17 protein-coding genes are annotated in these 18,537 nt (G+C 72.1%); 7 read left to right on the top strand and 10 right to left on the bottom strand.

Features of this window, described 5'->3' with window-relative positions:
- Positions 1-335: 335 nt before the first annotated feature.
- Positions 336-1,568, bottom strand: coding sequence for a PucR family transcriptional regulator (locus tag HNR25_RS22710; protein ID WP_312862695.1), 1,233 nt, complete (start codon positions 1,566-1,568; stop codon positions 336-338).
- Between the two features lie 224 nt (positions 1,569-1,792).
- Here HNR25_RS22710 and HNR25_RS22705 point away from each other — a divergent pair, with 224 nt between their 5' ends.
- The 5 genes from HNR25_RS22705 to HNR25_RS22685 all read left to right on the top strand — a co-directional run bounded on the left by HNR25_RS22705 (position 1,793) and on the right by HNR25_RS22685 (position 6,766).
- Entirely contained in the window at positions 1,793-2,752 is a 960-nt protein-coding gene (locus tag HNR25_RS22705; RefSeq protein WP_184638530.1) for an ACP S-malonyltransferase, read from the top strand.
- The gene (locus HNR25_RS22700; protein WP_184638529.1) at positions 2,752-3,705 is read left to right on the top strand and encodes a beta-ketoacyl-ACP synthase III; all 954 of its coding nucleotides are present in this window, start codon (positions 2,752-2,754) and stop codon (positions 3,703-3,705) included. Before HNR25_RS22705 ends, HNR25_RS22700 begins: the two co-directional genes overlap by 1 nt.
- An 86-nt stretch (positions 3,706-3,791) precedes the next feature.
- On the top strand, positions 3,792-4,034 hold the full coding sequence (locus tag HNR25_RS22695) for an acyl carrier protein (protein ID WP_184638526.1): 243 nt from the start codon (positions 3,792-3,794) through the stop codon (positions 4,032-4,034).
- A gap of 132 nt (positions 4,035-4,166) precedes the next feature.
- The gene (gene fabF / locus HNR25_RS22690; protein WP_184638524.1) at positions 4,167-5,405 is read left to right on the top strand and encodes a beta-ketoacyl-ACP synthase II; all 1,239 of its coding nucleotides are present in this window, start codon (positions 4,167-4,169) and stop codon (positions 5,403-5,405) included.
- A 203-nt stretch (positions 5,406-5,608) separates the two neighbouring features.
- Positions 5,609-6,766 (top strand): EAL domain-containing protein, encoded by a 1,158-nt coding sequence (locus HNR25_RS22685; RefSeq protein ID WP_184638522.1) that lies wholly within the window; start codon positions 5,609-5,611, stop codon positions 6,764-6,766.
- Positions 6,767-6,997: 231 nt separating this feature from the next.
- Here HNR25_RS22685 and HNR25_RS22680 read toward each other — a convergent pair whose 3' ends face one another.
- Positions 6,998-7,954, bottom strand: a complete 957-nt coding sequence (locus tag HNR25_RS22680) for an SGNH/GDSL hydrolase family protein (RefSeq protein WP_312862694.1) — start codon at positions 7,952-7,954, stop codon at positions 6,998-7,000.
- 276 nt (positions 7,955-8,230) lie between these two features.
- Here HNR25_RS22680 and HNR25_RS22675 point away from each other — a divergent pair, with 276 nt between their 5' ends.
- Both HNR25_RS22675 and HNR25_RS22670 read left to right on the top strand, forming a co-directional pair.
- Entirely contained in the window at positions 8,231-8,668 is a 438-nt protein-coding gene (locus HNR25_RS22675; protein ID WP_184638520.1) for an SseB family protein, read from the top strand.
- Between the two features lie 429 nt (positions 8,669-9,097).
- The gene (locus tag HNR25_RS22670; protein ID WP_184638518.1) at positions 9,098-11,293 is read left to right on the top strand and encodes a hypothetical protein; all 2,196 of its coding nucleotides are present in this window, start codon (positions 9,098-9,100) and stop codon (positions 11,291-11,293) included.
- A gap of 205 nt (positions 11,294-11,498) precedes the next feature.
- Here the strand turns inward: HNR25_RS22670 and HNR25_RS22665 are convergent, their stop codons facing one another.
- From HNR25_RS22665 to HNR25_RS22630, 8 genes are read right to left on the bottom strand one after another with little or no spacing between them, the layout of a single operon-like run.
- Positions 11,499-11,852 carry a metal-sulfur cluster assembly factor gene (locus HNR25_RS22665; RefSeq protein WP_184638516.1) on the bottom strand — a complete coding sequence of 118 codons (354 nt, stop codon included), beginning with the start codon at positions 11,850-11,852 and terminating at the stop codon, positions 11,499-11,501.
- A complete protein-coding gene (gene sufU, locus HNR25_RS22660) occupies positions 11,849-12,334 on the bottom strand; it encodes a Fe-S cluster assembly sulfur transfer protein SufU (RefSeq protein ID WP_184638514.1) in 486 nt (161 codons plus the stop codon). The genes HNR25_RS22665 and sufU overlap by 4 nt, the downstream gene beginning before the upstream one ends.
- Positions 12,335-12,351: 17 nt before the next feature.
- The gene (locus HNR25_RS22655) at positions 12,352-13,641 is read right to left on the bottom strand and encodes a cysteine desulfurase (RefSeq protein WP_184638513.1); all 1,290 of its coding nucleotides are present in this window, start codon (positions 13,639-13,641) and stop codon (positions 12,352-12,354) included.
- Positions 13,638-14,402 carry a Fe-S cluster assembly ATPase SufC gene (gene sufC, locus HNR25_RS22650; RefSeq protein ID WP_184638511.1) on the bottom strand — a complete coding sequence of 255 codons (765 nt, stop codon included), beginning with the start codon at positions 14,400-14,402 and terminating at the stop codon, positions 13,638-13,640. Before sufC ends, HNR25_RS22655 begins: the two co-directional genes overlap by 4 nt.
- 7 nt (positions 14,403-14,409) lie before the next feature.
- Positions 14,410-14,742 (bottom strand): non-heme iron oxygenase ferredoxin subunit, encoded by a 333-nt coding sequence (locus HNR25_RS22645; protein ID WP_184638509.1) that lies wholly within the window; start codon positions 14,740-14,742, stop codon positions 14,410-14,412.
- On the bottom strand, positions 14,735-15,907 hold the full coding sequence (gene sufD, locus HNR25_RS22640) for a Fe-S cluster assembly protein SufD (RefSeq protein WP_184638507.1): 1,173 nt from the start codon (positions 15,905-15,907) through the stop codon (positions 14,735-14,737). Before sufD ends, HNR25_RS22645 begins: the two co-directional genes overlap by 8 nt.
- A 2-nt stretch (positions 15,908-15,909) precedes the next feature.
- Positions 15,910-17,322 (bottom strand): Fe-S cluster assembly protein SufB, encoded by a 1,413-nt coding sequence (gene sufB, locus HNR25_RS22635; RefSeq protein ID WP_184638505.1) that lies wholly within the window; start codon positions 17,320-17,322, stop codon positions 15,910-15,912.
- Positions 17,322-18,170, bottom strand: a complete 849-nt coding sequence (locus HNR25_RS22630) for a helix-turn-helix transcriptional regulator (RefSeq protein WP_184638503.1) — start codon at positions 18,168-18,170, stop codon at positions 17,322-17,324. Before HNR25_RS22630 ends, sufB begins: the two co-directional genes overlap by 1 nt.
- Between the last annotated feature and the right edge of the window lie 367 nt (positions 18,171-18,537).

The following is an 18,537-nucleotide window of genomic DNA, read 5'->3' as shown; positions in this document are numbered from 1 at the left end:
CTGGGGCCCCGGGGACCCGCCCCGGTCCCGACCGGGCCCGTCGCCGACCTCCCGGTGTCGACACTATCCGCTTTTCGGCGGCCGAAGTGCCCGCTTGCGCGGACTTTCGGACGATCACAGCGCGGGGGGCGGCTGCAGGTAGCAGACCCGCGTACGCACATCGGGCCGGTGGTCGACGAGGCGGTGACGGCGCCGGGGTAGAGAGAGTCCCTGTCTGTCGGTGTTCGTCCCTTTTCCTGCCCGACATAGGGCGGATGAATCACCGGGGCAAGACACGATCACGTCTCGTGCCGGCATCGGACGCGGGTCCGGCGCGGGACGCGCCGGACCCGCGCTCACTCCTCGCGTTCGGAGAGCCGCCCCAGGGTGAGGGCGATCCGCAGCACGAACGAGCCGCGCCCGTCCCCCGGGGAGTGTCCGGTCAGTTCGGTGATCCGGCCCAGCCGGTAGCGCACCGTGTTGGCGTGCACGAACAGCATCCGCGCCGTGGACTCCAGTGACGAGGCGTGCTCCAGATACACCGAGAGCGTGTCCAGAAGCGGCGAGCCCGCGTTGCGCAGCGGCCGGTACACCTCTTCGACCAGCTGCCTGCGCGCGGCCGTGTCGCCCTCCAGGGAACGCTCCGGAAGCAAGTCCTCGGCCCGCACCGGGCGGGGCGCGTCGGGCCAGGCGAGTGCGGCGCGCAACCCGCTGACCGCCGCGCGCACCGAGCGGTTGGCGACCCGCAGGTCGCTGACGGCCGGCCCGACGACGACCGGGCCCGCGCCGAAGAGGCCGGCCAGCGGCTCGGAGGCGGTGAGTACCGCCGCGTCGCCGCTGAGGTTCTCGCTGATGCCGATGACCGCGATGACGCGCTCGCCCTGCACGCCGGCCAGTACGTCGTGGCCGGCCCGGCGCGCCGCCGAACGCAGATCCTCCAGCGTGCTCTCCGAATCCTGCTCGCCGAGGCCGCCCGCCAGCGCCATCACCGGGGTACGCGACCAGCCCAGCGCCGAGCCCCACGTCTGCAGCCCCTGCTCGCGGTCGCCGTGCAGCAGCGCGTCGACCACCAGCGCCTCCAGCCGCGCGTCCCAGGCCCCGCGAGCCTCGGCCGCACGGGCGTAGACCTTCGCGGAGCTGAAGGCGACCTCGCGGGTGTACTGCAGCACCGCTTCGCGCAGCTGCCGCTGCCCGCCGGGCGCCGCGAGGTCGTCGACCTGGCTCTCCACGACGTCGATGACGACGCGGACCATGTCGACCGTCTGCTGCAGGCTGACCGAGCGGGTCAGCTCGCGGGGTGCGGTGCCGAACACCTCGACGGCGATGGCCGGCCGCCCGCGCTCGGGGTTCTTGAACCACTCGACGAAGGCGGCCACGCCCGACTGGGCTACCAGCCCCACCCACGAGCGGTCTTCGGCCGACATCCGCCGGAACCAGGACAGGCGGCTCTCCATGCGCGCGACCGCGGCGCTGCCCAGATCGCCCATCGCGCGCTCCAGGCGCCGGACGGTGGCGGCCCGGACGGCGTCGTCGTCGCCGGCGGCCTGCTGCCCCGTACGGTCGGACCGGTCGGTGGAATCCGTGCTCACGTTTCCAGCCTGGCATCGACGCGCGGGCGCTGCGGACTGCGCGGCGCCCGCAACGGGGGCCTGGTCCCCTTGCGGCCGGGCGATCCCGCCCTGCAGTGTGACCAGTGCCGCATTTTTCGGCTCCCCTCGACGGTCCCATTGTAGAAGAGTCACAAACCGCCGCCCGGATATTTCGTCTCAGTCCGCATCCGTTCGGAGGGGTTCCACAGGGCAAGGTGGGTAGCGTGCTTGTCATCGTTGCTCCCGGCCAGGGCGCCCAGGTCCCCGGATTCCTCGCCCCCTGGCTCGAACTCCCCGGAACGGCCGATCGCGTCGAGCGGTGGTCGCAGATCACCGGCCTGGATCTGCGCCACTACGGCACCGACGCCGACGCCGACGCGATCCGTGACACCGCGGTGGCCCAGCCGCTGCTGGTCGGCGCGGGCCTGGCCGCCGCAGTCGCCCTCTTCGGCGATGTCGAGACCGCCCCCGATCACATCGACGCGGCGGCCGGCCACAGCGTCGGCGAACTCACCGCGGCGGCGCTGGCGGGCGCGCTCCGCCCCGAGGACGCGCTGGCCCTGGTGGCCGAGCGCGGCCGGGGCATGGCCGAAGCCGCCGCACGCACCGCCACCGGGATGACCGCCGTCCTCGGCGGCGACCGCGGTGAAGTGCTGGCCGCCCTCGACACCCACGGGCTCACGCCCGCCAACGACAACGGTTCGGGCCAGATCGTCGCCGCCGGGACCACCGAGCAGCTCGACGCGCTGGCGGCCGACCCTCCGGCGCGCGCCCGGCTGCGCCCGCTCTCGGTGGCGGGCGCCTTCCACACCCGCCATATGGCCCCGGCGGTGGAGCGCGTGCAGCGGCTGGCCGACACGATCGCGCCCACCGACCCGCGCACCCGGCTGCTGTCCAATCGCGACGGCGCCGTGATCACCGGCGGCGACACGTACCTGCAGCGCCTGGTCGACCAGATCGGCACGCCCGTGCGCTGGGACTCCTGCACCGAGACCCTGGCCGGCCTCGGTGCCACGGCGATCATCGAGCTGCCCCCGGCGGGCACGCTGACCGGCCTGGCCAAGCGCGGGCTGCCCGGCGTCGAGCGGCTGGCGGTCAAGACCCCCGACGACCTGGAACGCGCCCGCGAACTCGTGCGCGAGCACGCCGGGAGCACCGCCCTACAACAGGAAGGCCGGCTCTGATGAACCTCCTCCCCGCGGCGGCCGGAGCCCGTGTCGCGGCCTTGGGCGAGTACCAGCCCGCCGACGTGGTCACCAACGAGGACCTGACCCGCCGGGTCGACACCACCGACGAGTGGATCCAGAGCCGCGTCGGCATCCGGGAACGGCGCATCGCCGGCCCCGACGACTCCGTGGTGTCGATGGCCGCGGCCGCCGGCGGCAAGGCGCTGGCCGCAAGCGGGCTGACGCCCGCCGACATCGACCTGGTCGTCGTCGCCACATGCACCCTGGTCGACCAGATCCCCAACGCCGCCGCGCGCGTGTCCGCCCGCCTGGGCATCGAGGCACCCGGCGCCTTCGACGTCAACGCCGCATGCGCCGGATTCTGCTACGCACTGGGCCTGGCCTCCGATTCGATCCGATCGGGATCGGCGCGCAACGTTCTGGTCATCGGGTCGGAGAAGCTTTCGGACTGGCTCGACTGGGACGACCGGTCCACCTGCGTGATCTTCGCCGACGGCGCCGGCGCGGCCGTGGTCACCGCTTCGGAGTCACCCGGCATCGGCCCCGTGGTGTGGGGCAGTTCGGGCGAACGCGCCGACAAGATCTACCTGCGCGAGAACAAGTACCTCTACCAGGAAGGCCAGGCGGTCTTCCGGTGGGCCACCACCGAGCTCAACAGCGTCGCGGCCGAGGCGCTGCGCCGCGCGGGCGTGACGGCCGACCGGTTGACGGCGTTCGTGCCCCACCAGGCCAACCTGCGCATCGTCGAGGCGATCGCCCGCAAGCTCGGAGCGCCGCAGGCGCTCGTCGCCCGCGATATCGTCACCGCGGGCAACACCTCGTCCGCTTCGGTCCCGCTTGCGCTGGCGCGCATGTCCGAACGCGGCGAACTGCCTTCGGGGAGCCTCGTGCTCACCATGGGATTCGGCGCCGGCCTGACCTACTCGGCCCAGGTGCTGGAGATTCCCTAGACCTCCGCGGTTGCCGGCCCGGACCCGGGACGGGAGCCGCGGCAGTATTCGACCGACACGCTAGTCATCAAAGGAGAACCCCCGACATGGCCAACACCGACACGGAAACGATCCTGGCCGGCCTGGGCGAGATCGTCGACGAGATCGCCGGCGTCCCCGCCAGCGAGGTCACTCTGGAGAAGAGCTTCGTCGACGACCTCGACATCGACTCGCTGTCGATGGTCGAGATCGCCGTGGCCGCGCAGGACAAGTTCGGCGTGGAGATCCCCGACGACCAGCTCAAGGACCTCAAGACGGTCCAGGACGTCGTCACCTACATCCAGAAGTAGCGCGTCGCGCCCGCCGGCCCCGCGCGAGCCGGCCGGCGGGCCGGGCCCTCCGCGGCCCCGCGTACCTGCCACCCCCGTCCACTCAGGCCGGGAGATCGACCACCCGACGAGCGAGAAGGGCGATTGGGAGCGATGAACACCACCGAAGTCGTCGTGACGGGACTCGGCGCCACAACCCCGCTGGGAGGTGATGTCGCCAGCACCTGGTCCGCACTTCTCGAAGGCCGGTCCGGCATCGACACGATCCAGGAGGACTGGGTCGAGGATCTCCCGGTGCACTTCGCCGGACAGATCGCCCGGGAGCCCTCCGAGGTGCTTCCGCGGCAGCGGCTGCGGCGCCTGGACCGCACCCAGCAGCTGGCGCTGATCTCGGCTCAGGAAGCCTGGGACGACGCGGGCGGCCCCGACGTCGATCCCCTGCGCCTGGGGGCCGTGGTCTCCAGCGGCATCGGCGGCATCCTCACGATCCTGGAGCAGTACGACACCTTCCGCGAGCGCGGTTGGAAGCGCGTCTCGCCGTTCACGGTGCCGATGCTGATGCCCAACGGCCCCGCCGCCGCGGTGTCCCTGGAGTTCTCGGCCCGCGCCGGGGCGCACGCCCCGGTGAGCGCGTGCGCCTCCAGCGCCGAGGCCCTGGCCAACGCCGTCGAGATGATCCGCAGCGGCCGCGCCGACGTGGTGATCGCCGGCGGCGTCGAAGCCGCCATCCATCCGCTGAACATGGCGTCCTTCGCGTCGATGCGCGCGCTGTCCACCCGCAACGACGACCCGCAGGGCGCATCACGGCCGTGGGACACCCAGCGCGACGGCTTCGTGATGGGCGAGGGCGCGGGCACGGTGGTCCTGGAGTCGGCCGAGCACGCGGCCGCGCGGGGCGCGCGCGTATACGCGGTGGCCGCAGGCACCGGCTACTCCAACGACGCCTACGACATCGTGCTGCCCGACCCCGAGGGCAACGGCCAGTCGGAGGCCATCCGGGCGCTGCTGCGGGACTCCGGGCTGGCGCCCTCCGACATCGCCCACGTGAACGCCCACGCCACCTCCACCCCGGCCGGCGACGTCGGCGAGACCGTCGCCCTCCGCAAGGCCCTGGGCGACTCCGCCACCGACCGCGTGGCGGTGACCTCCACCAAGTCGATGACCGGGCACCTGCTCGGCGGCGCCGGCGCGGTGGAGTCCATCGCGTCGGTCCTGGCACTGTACGAGGGCCGGATCCCGCCGACGATCAACATCGCCGAACTCGACCCAGAGGTGCGGGTCGACATCGTCCGCGACAAGCCGCGCGACATGCCCGCCGACGCCGTCGCCGCGGTCAACGAGTCCTTCGGCTTCGGCGGCCACAACGTCGCCGTGGCGTTCCGCCGCGTCTAGGGCGTCCGCGGAGGCAGCCGACACTCCTGCGGCCGCGGAGAAGGGCGGACGGGTTTCACGCCCGTCCGCCCTTCGTGCGTTCGCGGGCACCCGCGTGTGAACGCCTCCCCTCTTCCGGGGGAAGTCCCCCTGAATTCGCTTCGCGGCCCCCTGACAGCAGCACCGCGGTTCGCGATGATGGCCCTGTGTCCCTCCAGTCCCCGGTGAGCGAACTCCAATCCGGTCCCGGCGGCCACCGGAGCGACGCCGTCGACGGCGCGTCCGGCGAGGCCCCGGTGTACCGCCCCGTCGTCGACCTCGACTCCGGCGCGGTCCTGGCCGTGGACGCCGATATCCGCGCGGCCGACGGGACGGCGGCGTGGCCCGGCGATCCGTCGGCAGCGGCCGAACGGCTGTCCCGGCTCGTCCGCAGTGCGACCGGCCACGAGTCACTGCTCCCGCTCATCGTCCCCCTGCCCGCCCAGGCCGCTGCCGCGGCGCCCGACGTGCTCGGAATGTTCGAGGACACGCTGCGCCGCTGCGGGCGGCGGCCCCGCGACGTCACCGTGCTGCTGGGGGCCGACCTGCCCCGGGTTCCCCGCGAGCCGCTGGTGCGCGGGATCGCCCGGCTCCGGGAGCAGGGGTTCCGCTGCGCGCTGGGCACCGCCGCGGTGCCGCCGGACCTGCTGCTGGAGACGAACCCGTTCCTGCTCCGTATCGATCCCGGGATCGTGGCGGGACTGCCCGGCGACGAGCGCATGGCTGCGCTGGTCGACGGTCTGGCGCGCATCGGACACGGCAACAGCGTCTTTCCCATGGCGGCCGGGGTGACCTCCGAGGCGCAGGTGGCGCGGTTGCGTGAGGCGGGGGTGCGGCTGGCCCAGGGCCCGCTGTTCGCCGACGAGGGCTGGGCGCCCGGCGAGCGCGTCGCCGCGGTGCCCAAGGCGCCGGTCGAGGCGGCCCGGGACCGCCACGATTCCGGGCCGCCCGTCACCGAGTTCCTGCGTCCGCCGGTGGGCATGGGCCCGGAAGCGACGGCCGAAGAGGTGCTGGACACGTTCAGCGGCGACACCGCGCTCAACAGCGTCGTACTGATCGACCACCGCGACCGCCCGGTCGCCCTCATCGACCGGGCCCGGTTCCTGCTCGCGGTCACCGGCCCCTACGGCCACGCCCTGCACGCCAAGCGCCCGGCCCAGCGCCTGGCCGACACCCCGCGCACGGTGCCCCGCACCGTGCGGGCGATGGCGGCCCTGCGCGCCGCGGGAAGCGATCGCGAACGCGTCTACGACGACCTCGTCGCCGTCAACGAGTTCGGCCAGTGCACCGGGATCGTGCACGTGGGCGATCTGATCCAGAGCCTGGCCGCCGAAACCGGCTGAGGCCGGGTAGGCGGACGGTGCCGTGGCGGTACCGTCCGGACCGGCCGCTGCGGCGCACGCTCCCGCCCCGCCGCACACGAGGTGCTGCGGTTCTGCCGCGGTTGCTCTCCGGGTCGACGACCTCGCGGCGGCCGGCGGGCGCCCGCGCCAGGCGGCCCCGGACCTATCGCCGAAGTCCCTGTGGCGGGCCCGGCCGCGCGGGGGCGCCGGAGGGTGCCTGCGCCCGGCGCCTCAGCCGCGTCCGCTGTAGGGTTCGCGGTCTCCGACCGCCGGGCGGGTGCGGCTTTCGGCGCCGGGGGCGCGGCCTTCGGAGCGTTCGCGCCCGGGGGCCCGCGGCGGGCGGGCGTCGTCCGGCGCGCCGGAACGGTCCGGGGCCAGCTCGACGGGCTCGGGGCGTTTGGGCCGGCGGCCGTCGCCGGAGGAGCGGCCCATGGCGCGGCGGCTGATCCACGGCACCAGGTGCTCGCGGGCCCAGCGCCAGTTCTCGCGGCGGCGCAGGATGCGCGGAAGCCGCTCGGGCGGAGTGTCCCACGGGCGCGACCAGGTCTCCCGCGGCCCCATGGGATCGCCGAGCAGCTCGGCGATCCGGGCGGCGACGACGCGGTGGCCCTCGGCGTTGAAGTGGAGCCGGTCCACGCTCCAGGCGCGCGGGTCGTTGAGCGCGCCCATGGACCACAGATCGACGACGTCGCTGGCGGTTCGCTCGGCGATCGCGCGCAGGTGCATACTGAACACCGCGATGCGGCCGCGGTAGACGCGCAGGACGGGGATCCACCCCGTGTCGTGGCCGGAGAGGATCACGACGCGGATCCCGGCGTCGCGCAACCGCTGGACGCCGGTTTCGAACTGCGCGGCGAGGTCGTCGAGGTCGGTGTTGGGCCGCAGCACGTCGTTCCCGCCGGCGTGCACGGTGACCAGGTCGGGCTTGTGGTCCAGGGTCTGCTCGAGCTGATCGCCGAAGATGTGCCGCATGCGGCGTCCGCGCACGGCCAGGTTGGCGTAGCGGAAGCCGGGCGCGGAGGCGCTCAGGTGCTCGGCGAGGCGGTCGGCGAAACCGCGGTACTCGCCGTCGGGCGCGAGATCGTCGAGGCCCTCGGTCAGGCTGTCGCCGATGGCCACGTAGGTGCGGATCGCTGCCGGACGCTGCGCCTGATCGCCCTCGGGGGGATTCATCTCCAGGTCAGTCACGTCAACCAATCATGCAGCTCGGCCACGGGCACCGGTGCCAGGGCCCACGGCGGCACGCGGGGAGCTCGACAACGGGATGCCCCTCACACGTCACGGATGAAGATGTGTCAGCGGGGAGAGGCTAGGGTAGGGCCTGCCCGATAAGCATACCTCCGGCTACCGCCGACACGCCTGCACCAGGACCGATATGCGGAGCATTCCCCGGCGCTTTTCCCGGGCGGGCGGCGGCCGGAGCGACTTCCACCCGCAACAAATGCAAGGAGCCGTTGCATCCGCATGAGCAACAGCGAGGCCACCCCGGAGAACAGCGAGTCGGTCGAGCAGGCTGCGTCCTTCCCCGCCAACGACGTCGAGAACGCGCTGCAGGGCGCGCTGGCGCAGTCCGGCGCCGAGTCTCCCGATCCGGAACCCGTCAGCGCCTTCATCGCGGCGCTGCGCGAGGGGCAGGTATGGGTGCCGCTGCCGGAGGGGTCGGGCACCCAGGACGACGGCTCGGTCGCGCTGCCCACGCTCGAACTGGAGGGATCGCCGTTCATCCCGGCTTTCACCTCCGAGGAGCAACTCGGACTGCGTAGCGCCGAACTGCCCTACACCGTGCTCGCCGCGCGCGACCTCGCCGAGGCGATGCCGGAGGGCGTTGGACTGGCGCTGAACCCCGGCAACCCGGCGAGCGTGCCGGTCTACCCGGCCACGGTGGCGAACCTGGCGACGTAAGCCCGGCCGGCTCCGGCGGCCCCCGGGCCGCCGGAGCCGTCGCCGCCCCGGCCGCACGGACGTCGCCGCGGGGCGCATGCCCGTCCCGGGCCCGTCCGCCCGCGTAATCCGGGTCACATTCGTCTGATTTTCAGGACGAAAGCGGCATCCGGGCGTTCGTTGCGCCATCCGGGGATCCCGCAGCCCGCCCGCCCACCCGTGCCCCGCATCGCACCCGCTCCGCCACTACCCAACCGCCGCGCTCACACGTACGATCATCCGAAGGTGCGCCGCCGCGAAGCGGGGGCACCCACCGCTCCCGACGCGCGGCGGGCCCGGCGCCCGGGCGCACGGCGCCGGTCGAGTGGACGTACTGTTGTGCACGGACATGTTGCCCGCGGGGCGCCGCCCGCCGCGGGCAGAACGCGCGGAGGTCGAGGTCTGAAGCAGATGAACGCCGTCTCCCCGATCTGCCTCAGCGACCTCGTTCCCGCACTGCGGTGGAGCGACCCCGCAATGGTGGGACCGGTCCTGTGGCACGCCCGGCTGGTCGAGGGCTGGTGGAGTTCACTGCCGCTCCCCCGGGTCCTCGACATCGCCGGAGGCACCTGGCTGTCGCACTCACTGGCCCGGCTGGCCGCGGAGCAGTGGAGCCATCTGGAGCTGGGCGAATTCCTGCCGTGCCTGCGCGCAGCGCGGGTCGACCTCGACGACGTCGCCGAACCCGTACGCGGCGCCCTGCTGGCCACCGCCGGGAGCTGGGAGCGGCTCGTCTCGGCCACACCCGCCGCCATCTCCTCTTGGGGCCTTCCCGAAAGCTGCGGGCCCCTGGACCTCATCAGCACCGCGACCTGGCGCGCGATCGAACCCCTGGCCGGCGAAGAGGCGCGCGTTCCCACCCCCTCCCCCGCGCTGATGGTCGAGGCCGTCCGCACACTGGCCAACTGGCTGCCCCGGTCGGCACCGGACCACGTGCACAACGCCATGGCCTACCTCGGTGCGGCTACCGGAGCCGAACCGGCCCCGGAAAGCGACGCGGGAACCGGCGACGCCGAAGAGCCCCCGTCGACCCAGAGCCCCGCGACCCGGGCGATCCGCACGCTGCGCGCCCTGCGCGCCAACCGCGACGAGGAGCCCCGGGCCGGGAGCGCCGCGCCGGAGCAGGATCCCGCCGCCGCGCCCGCCGAACCCGACGGCCCCAGTGCACCCGGCACCGCCGGCGCCCCCAGCACCTCCGGTACCGCCGGTGGCGCGCGCAGTTCGCTCCTGGGACCCGACGGCGCTCTGCGCCGCCCGTCCTTCGGCCCGCCCAAGCAGCAGACCGAGGAGCAGCCGGCCCCCGCCCCCGAGCTGGGCCGGCACCCGCTGGTGGACTTGCTGGAGGAGTTCCTGCGCAACTGGAGCGACGCCGAGCGCACCGTCGCGGCCCAGCGCCTGTTCGCCTCCGAACCGGTCAGCATCCGGCTGCTGGCCGACCAGATATCCGTGGACGTGCGCGAAATCCGCAACGCGCAGCGCACCGTCGAGGAGCGGCTGCTGCAGTGGCTGGGCTCTCCCGGCGGGGCGCCGCTGACCACGCACCTGCGCGAGCTGTCCGAGCACCTCGGCGCGGCCGCCACGGTCGACCACCTCATCAGCGCCCACCCCGACCACCCGGTCGAGGTTCCCGCACTGGGCACACCGCTGTGGCGGGTGGTGATCACCCTGTTCACCGACCGCAGACTGCACAACGGCTGGCTCGTGGCCGACGACCCCCACCGGATGCGCTGGCAGACCCGCGAGATGCTGGGAGACGCACCCAGCACCTCCGACGCCGCCGTCCGGCTGGGGCGGATCGGGATCCGCCAGCAGGCCGTGCGCGCGTGGCTGCTGAGCACGCCCGGGGTGACCATCCGCGAAGGCCACGTCATGGTGGACCCGTCCATCCCGGTGGAGAACGCCCCACCCGGCACCTCCTACGGCGCGCCGCCCGACCCCGAGCCCGACGCCGAGGGGAGCACCACCGCCAACGGCCTGCCCATCCGGCGGCGTCCGGGCGCCGAGGATCCGCTGCAGGACAGCCCCGACGAACCGCAGCCCGAGCCGGCCGCACCCCAGCCGCAGCCGCCGCGCGTGGGCGACTCGGCCCGCTGCTTCCGCGCACCCGACGGCCGCTGGTGGCACCGGGTGGACGTCACCGGTGACCACCTCAACGGCGCTCCGGTCACCGTGCCGCCGGGCTATGCGACGCATCTGGGGCTGCAGCCGGGCCGCCTGCTGTGCCTCACGGCTCCCGGCGCCGACCTGCTGGTGCTGGTCTGGCGCGACCAACCGGCGTTCGACTCGCTGCGCCCGCTGCTGCGCCGGCTGTCGGCGCAGCCGGGTGACCGGGTGTTCATGACCGTCAACGGCGACCGCCTGGACGCGCGCCGCCTGCCCGCCGCCGACCTCAGCGGGCACAGTCCGACCAGCCGTGCGCTGCACCTGATCGGCTACACCGCGCCGGCCTCCACCGAGGACGCCCTGAAGATCATCGCCCACCGCATCAGCGAGGACGGCTCCGACGCCCGCGCCTCGGAGCCGCAGGGCCTGCTGGACTTCCTGGCCGAACGCGGCGACACCGACATCGCCACCGAACTGCGCCCCGCCCTCATGCCGGCGCACTGACACCGGCGAGCGCGCAGACGCACGTCTACGCGGTGCCCACTGCGGATGCGTGGAGACCAGCGGCTCCACGCCGTCCGACCACCCGTCCGAGACCGTCGCTCCCACACGGCGGCAGGACCGACCGCCCCGACATGCGAACGGGCCCCGCCGGTCGTTCAGCAGGGCCCGTGGAGGCTGCCGGAGGCCGCGCCTTCGGTCGCGGTCCTCAGACGTTGAATCCGAGCATGCGCAGCTGGTCGCGGCCGTCGTCGGTGATCTTGTCCGGGCCCCACGGCGGCATCCAGACCCAGTTGATCTTGACCTCGCGCTCGAACTCGTCGAGCGCGCTGTTGGCCTGGTCCTCGATGACGTCGGTCAGCGGGCAGGCGGCGCTGGTGAGGGTCATGTCCAGCGTGATGACGTTCCCGTCGACGTTGACCCCGTAGAGCAGACCGAGGTCGACGACATTGACCCCCAGCTCGGGGTCGATGACGTCCTTCAGCGCCTCGCCGATCTCCTCGGCCAGCGCATCGCCGCCGGAGGGCTCCGGCGCGGTGGCGGTGGACTCCTGTTCGGTCATGAGGCGCCCTCCTTCTCCGTTTCCAGGGACTGGGCGGTCGCGTCCTTGAACGCCATCCAGGCGAGCAGGGCGCACTTGATACGGGCAGGGTATTTCGACACACCGGCGAAGGCCACCGCGTCCTGCAGCACGTCCTCGTCGGGATCGACCCGGCCCTTGGAGTGCATGAGCTCGGTGAACGCGTCGAGCATGCGCATGCCCTCGTCGAGGGTGTGACCGATCAGCAGGTCGGTCGCCACCGAGGCGCTGGCCTGGCTGATCGAGCAGCCCATGCTTTCGTAGGACACGTCGGCGATCGTCGCCTCGCCGTCGAGGGCGCCGCCCTCGGCGGCCGGCGTCAACCGCACACGCACGGTGACTTCGTCGCCGCACGTGGGGTTGACGTGGTGGGCCTCGCCGTTGTGCGGCTCCCGCAATCCCTTGTTGTGGGGGTTGCGGTAATGGTCCAGGATGATCTCCTGGTACATGGAGTCGAGCTGCATTGCGACCTGTGCCCCTCCTAGCGTGCCGCCGCGGTGCCGAAGAACCGCTGCGCGGCCTGGATTCCCTCGGCCAGGGCGTCGACTTCGGCGAACGTGTTGTACAGGTAGAACGACGCCCGCGTGGTCGCCACCGTCTCATAGCACCGGTGCAGCGGCCATGCGCAGTGGTGGCCCACGCGCGCCTCGACGCCGGCGTCGTCGAGGAGCTGCCCGACGTCGTGCGGGTGGATGTCTGCGACCGTGAACGAGAGCGCGCCGCCGCGGTCCTCAGAGTCGACCGGACCGATGATGCGCACGCCCGGCAGGTCGCCCACGCGCTTGAGCGCGTAGCGGGTCAGTTCCTGCTCGTGGGCGAGCACGTTGTCCATCCCCACGGCGCTGAGGTAGTCGCAGGCGGCGGCCAGCCCCACGGCCTGCGGGGCCATGGGGACGCCGGCTTCGAACCGCTGCGGCGGGTCGGCCCAGGTGGTGTGGTCCATGTAGACCACACCGATCATGGACCCCCCGGAGATGAACGGCGGCATGGCCGCCAACAGCTCCGGACGCCCCCACAGCACGCCGATGCCGTTGGGACCGAGCATCTTGTGCCCGGAGAACGCCAGGAAGTCCACACCCAGTTCGGCGACGTCGACGGGCATGTGCGGCACCGACTGCGCGGCGTCGGCCAGCACCAGCGCGCCGTGGGCGTGGGCGCGCTCGGCGACGGCGGCGACCGGGTTGACGGTGCCCAGCACGTTGGACTGGTGGGTGAGCGCGACGAGCTTGGTGCGGTCGTTGATCAGCTCGTCGATGCCGCTCAGGTCCAGCCGGCCTTCCGCGGTCACCGGGAACCACCGCAGCGTCGCGCCGGTGCGCTGGCACAGCTGCTGCCAGGGCACCAGGTTGGCGTGGTGCTCCATCTCGGTGACCACGATCTCGTCGCCGGGGCCGACGACGAAGCGGGCGTAGGCCTCGCCACTGGTGGCGGCGTTGCTCATGGCATAGGCCACCAGGTTGATGGCCTCGGTCGCGTTCTTGGTGAACACGATCTCGTCGGGCCGGGCACCCACGAACGCCGAGATGGTCGCGCGCGCGCTCTCGTAGGCGTCGGTGGCCTCCTCGGCGAGCTGGTGCGCGCCGCGGTGCACCGCCGCGTTGTGGCGTTCGTAGAAGTCCCGTTCGGCGTCGAGGACCTGCCGGGGCTTCTGCGAGGTCGCTCCGGAATCGAGATACACCAGCGGGCGCTCGTCGCGGACGGTGCGGGTCAGGATCGGAAAGTCCGCCCGCACCGCCTCGACGTCGAGGCGCCCCAGCTCGCTCGTCGTCACTTCGCCGCTGCCTTCGCGAAACGCTCGTAGCCTTCGGACTCCAGGGTGTCGGCCAGCTCCGGCCCGCCGGAGGCGGCGATGCGGCCGCCGGCGAACACGTGCACGTGGTCGGCCTGGACGTAGTTGAGGACGCGGGTGTAGTGCGTGATGAGCATGACGCCCATCTCGCCGGACTCCCGCGCGCGGTTGATGCCGGAGGCGACGACCTTCAGCGCGTCGACGTCCAGACCCGAGTCGGTCTCGTCGAGGATCGCCATGCTCGGCTTGAGCAGCTCCAGCTGGAGGATCTCGTGGCGCTTCTTCTCACCGCCGGAGAAGCCCTCGTTGACGCCGCGGGAGGCGAAGGAGGAGTCGATGGACAGGTTGCCCATGCTCTCCTGCAGCTCCTTGGAGAAGGCGCGGAGCTTGGGGGCTTCGCCGCGCACCGCGGTGACCGAGCTGCGCAGGAAGTTGGACATGGACACGCCCGGGACCTCGACCGGGTACTGCATGGCCAGGAACAGGCCGGCGCGAGCGCGCTCGTCGACGCTCATCTCCAGCACGTTCTCGCCGTCCAGCAGCACCTCGCCGTCGGTGATCTCGTAGCGGGGGTGGCCGGCGATGGCGTAGGCCAGGGTCGACTTGCCGGAGCCGTTGGGGCCCATGATGGCGTGGGTCTCGCCGGAGTCGATGGTGAGGTCCACGCCCTTGAGGATCTCCTGGCGCTCTTCGGCGCCGATGAGGACGTCGGCCCGCACCCCGCGGATTTCGAACTTCGTCATATGCGATTCAGCCTTTTGAACTCTGGGTGTCCAGCGCGACGAGGACGTCGTCGCCGTCGATCTGCACTGCGTAGGTGGCGACCGGCCGGGTCGCCGGCGGGTTGATCGGCTTGCCCGAGCCGAGGTCGAAGCAGGAGCCGTGCAGCCAGCACTCCACGGTCCCGTCTTCGACCTCGCCCTCGGAGAGGTTCACCTCGGCGTGGGAGCAGATGTCGTTGATGGCGTAGACCTCGCCCTCACTGCGCACCACCGCCACCGGCGTGTCGCCGACCTCCACGCCCAGCGCGCCCTCGTCGGGGACGTCGCTCAGCGAACACACACGGGTGAAACCGTCACTCATGGCGGGCCAGCTTCTCCTCCACCTCGTCCATGATGCGGTCGCGCAGCTCGGGGACCTCGATACGGCCGATGAGCTCCTGGAAGTAGCCCCGGATCACCAGGCGCCGCGCCTCGTCGGCGGGGACGCCGCGCGACTGCAGATAGAACAGGTGGATGTCGTCGAGGCGGCCGCTGGCGCTGGCGTGGCCGGCGCCCTCGACCTCACCGGTGAAGATCTCCAGGTTGGGCACGGAGTCGACCCGGGTCCCGTCGGTGAGCACCAGGTTGCGGTTGTGCTCGTAGGAGTCGGTGCCGGTGGTGCCTTCGCCGATGATGACGTCGCCGATCCACACCGCGTGGGCGTCCTCGCCGCTGAGCGCGCCCTTGTACTCGACGCGGCTGCGGGTGTTGGACACGTTGTGGTCGATCAGCGAGCGGTGCTCGTGATGCTGGGCCGCGCCGGTGAAGTAGAGGCCGTGCAGCTCGGCGTCGCCACCGGTGCCCCTGTAGCGGACACTGGGCGACAGGCGCACCAGGTCGCCCCCGAGGGTGATCACGAAGCTGCGGAAGCGGGCGTCGCGGTTCACCGTGGCGTAGTGGTGGGAGACTTGGACGGCGTCGTCGTTCCAGTCCTGCAGGCTGATCACCGTCAGCGAAGCGCCGTCCTCGACGACGAACTCGACGTTGTCGGCGTAGACGGCCGAGCCGGCGTACTCCAGCACGACGGTGGCCGCCGAGTGCGGCTCGGCGCGCACCACGGTGTGACCGTAGGCGTCGCCGTGCTCGGTGCCGGTGATCTTGACGAACACCGTCTCGGTGAGCTCGGTGTCCTTGGGCACGGTCACCACCGTGGCCGGGTTGAAGTCGGTGAAGCTCTCCCAGGCCAGGGCGCTGACGCGGTCGCTGGGCAGGAACGACGCGCCGAGCCGGGGGTCGTCGCGACCCACCCGCTCGACGACGGCCTGCTCAGGACCGGAGACCTCGACGGTCACGGTGCCGTCGGCGATCTCGCGGCCCTGGTGCAGGCCGCGCAGTCGGCGCAGCGGCGTGAAGCGCCACTCCTCCTCGCGCCCGTTGGGCACGGGGAAACTCGCGGACTCGAAGGATCCGTGCACGTCCAGGTGCGAAACGGGGACGTCCTCCCCGCCGTGGGAGTGCTCGCGGATTCCGAGATTGGGGCTGGCCATGCTTAACCGACCGCTCCTTCCATCTGCAGCTCGATCAGCCGGTTGAGTTCCAGCGCGTACTCCATGGGGAGTTCGCGCGCGATGGGCTCGACGAACCCGCGGACGATCATCGCCATGGCCTCGTCCTCGTCCAGACCGCGGCTCATCAGGTAGAAGAGCTGGTCCTCGCTGACCTTGGAGACGGTGGCCTCGTGGCCCATCTCCACGTCGTCCTCGCGGATGTCGTTGTAGGGGTATGTGTCCGAGCGGCTCTCGGTGTCGATGAGCAGCGCGTCGCACTTGACCGTGGATTTGGCGTGGTCGGCGCCCTCCTGCACCTGGATGAGCCCCCGGTAGGAGGCCCGCCCGCCTCCGCGCGCCACCGACTTGGAGACGATGGTCGAGGAGGTGTTGGGCGCGCAGTGCACCATCTTGGAGCCGGCGTCCTGGTGCTGGCCCTGGCCCGCGAAGGCCACCGACAGGGTCTCGCCCTTGGCGTGCTCGCCCATCAGGTAGATCGCCGGGTACTTCATCGTCACCTGGGAGCCGATGTTGCCGTCGATCCACTCCATGGTGGCGCCCTCGTAGGCGACGGCGCGCTTGGTGACCAGGTTGTAGACGTTGTTCGACCAGTTCTGGATGGTCGTGTACCGGCAGCGGGCGTTCTTCTTGACGACGATCTCCACGACCGCCGAGTGCAGCGAGTCCGTCTTGTAGATCGGCGCGGTGCAGCCCTCGACGTAGTGGACGTAGGCGCCCTCGTCGACGATGATCAGCGTGCGCTCGAACTGGCCCATGTTCTCGGTGTTGATCCGGAAGTAGGCCTGCAGCGGGATCTCGACGTGCACGTTCGGGGGCACGTAGATGAACGAGCCGCCGCTCCACACGGCGGTGTTGAGGGAAGCGAACTTGTTGTCGCCGGGCGGGATGACCGTGCCGTAGTACTCCTGGAAGAGCTCGGGGTGCTCCTTCAGCGCGGTGTCGGTGTCGAGGAAGAGGACGCCCTGCGCCTCCAGGTCCTCGCGGATCTGGTGGTAGACGACTTCGGACTCGTACTGCGCGGCGACACCGGCGACCAGGCGCTGCTTCTCGGCCTCGGGGATGCCCAGCTTGTCGTAGGTGTTCTTGATGTCCTCCGGCAGCTCCTCCCAGGAGGCGGCCTGCTGCTCGGTGGACCGCACGAAGTACTTGATGTTGTCGAAGTCGATCCCCGACAGATCGGCACCCCACTCGGGCAGCGGCTTCTTGCCGAACAGGCGCAGCGCCTTGAGACGGAGCTTCTCCATCCACTCCGGCTCGTCCTTCTTGGCGGAGATGTCGCGGACGACATCCTCGTCCACGCCGCGGCGAGCGGAGGCGCCGGCCTCATCGGAGTCGGCCCAGCCGTACTCGTAGGTGCCGAGCCCGTCGAGCTCGGGGTGCGCGGTAGACGTCATTACGCGGATCCTCCTGGACTCAGACGTCCTTCATCTGACGTTGCCCGCCCTTGCCCCTTCCGGGACGGGGCGGACGTGTTCTCATCGGTGCGCGACTGGACCGGCTCCCCCGCGGGAGGGGGATCGGCCGCGCTGATGTCGCGCGGGGTGACGTGTGTGGTGCACACGCCGTCGCCGTGGGCGATGGTGGCCAACCGCCGCACCGGAGTGCCCAGCAGCCGCTCGAAGACCTCGACCTCGGCCTCGCACAGCTCGGGGAACTCCGTGGCGACGTGGGCCACCGGGCAGTGGTGCTGGCACAGCTGGTCGCCGCCGCCCGGCGCCGGAGCCTCGCCCGCCGAGGCCGCGTAGCCGTCGTTGGACAGCGCCTCGGCCAGGAGCCGGATGCGCTGCTGGGGCGGCGCGGCGGCCAGTATCGGGCGGTAGCGCCGTTCCAGGTCGCCGACCTGGCGCCGGGCGAACTCGGCGACGGCCTGGGATCCGGCCTTCTCCGAGAGGAACCGCAGCGCGCTGGCGGCGAGGTCGTCGTAGCCGTGCACGAAGGCGTCGCGCCCGGCCTCGGTGACCGCGAAGACCCGGGCCGGCCGGCCGCGGCCGCGGCGCCCGCGGCTGCGGGAGTCGCGGGCTTCGACCATGCCGTCGTTCATCAGATTGTCGAGGTGGCGGCGGATGGCCGCCGGGGTGAGGCCGAGCCGCTCGCCCAGCATGGCGGCGGTGATCGGCCCGTGCTCGAGGATCAGCCGCGCGACACGTGCGCGCGTTCCGTTCTCGGCACCCCGTTCGGGACCGGGCGCGGCCGCAGAGGCGCCGGCGACGGCGCCTTCCTCTGGCTGCTCTCGGTTCCCCACGTTTTTCACAACATCAGTGTGGCGTAAATAAGTCCCGGCAGGCAAACGCCCCGCGATGCGGTCGATCACGCAGGACAGCCTTGCCTGACCGGCGTTGCGGCCGGACCACGGCTGCGGCGCCGCGGCCACCTACCCGGACAGGACAACAACCACAGGGGGCTGTGATTCCCACCCGTCGCCCCCACCACCCCAGGGCCCGAATCACCAGCGCGCCGGGGCCGGGCTCCTGCTCGCAGGTGCGGCGTGCGCTCGGCGGCAAGCTGGCTCACTCGCTGGGCGAGTTGCGCCCCATTGCCGCAGCTCACCCCCTCGGGCCGGCCGCCCCTTGACGGTGACCACCCCCTCGGGGTGGCCACGCCTGCGCCAC

Origin of the sequence: Streptomonospora salina, assembly GCF_014204715.1 — a bacterium.
Classification (GTDB): domain Bacteria; phylum Actinomycetota; class Actinomycetes; order Streptosporangiales; family Streptosporangiaceae; genus Streptomonospora; species Streptomonospora salina.
Note: the sequence above shows the minus strand (reverse complement) of the source record. Positions and strands in the feature narration are given on the sequence as shown.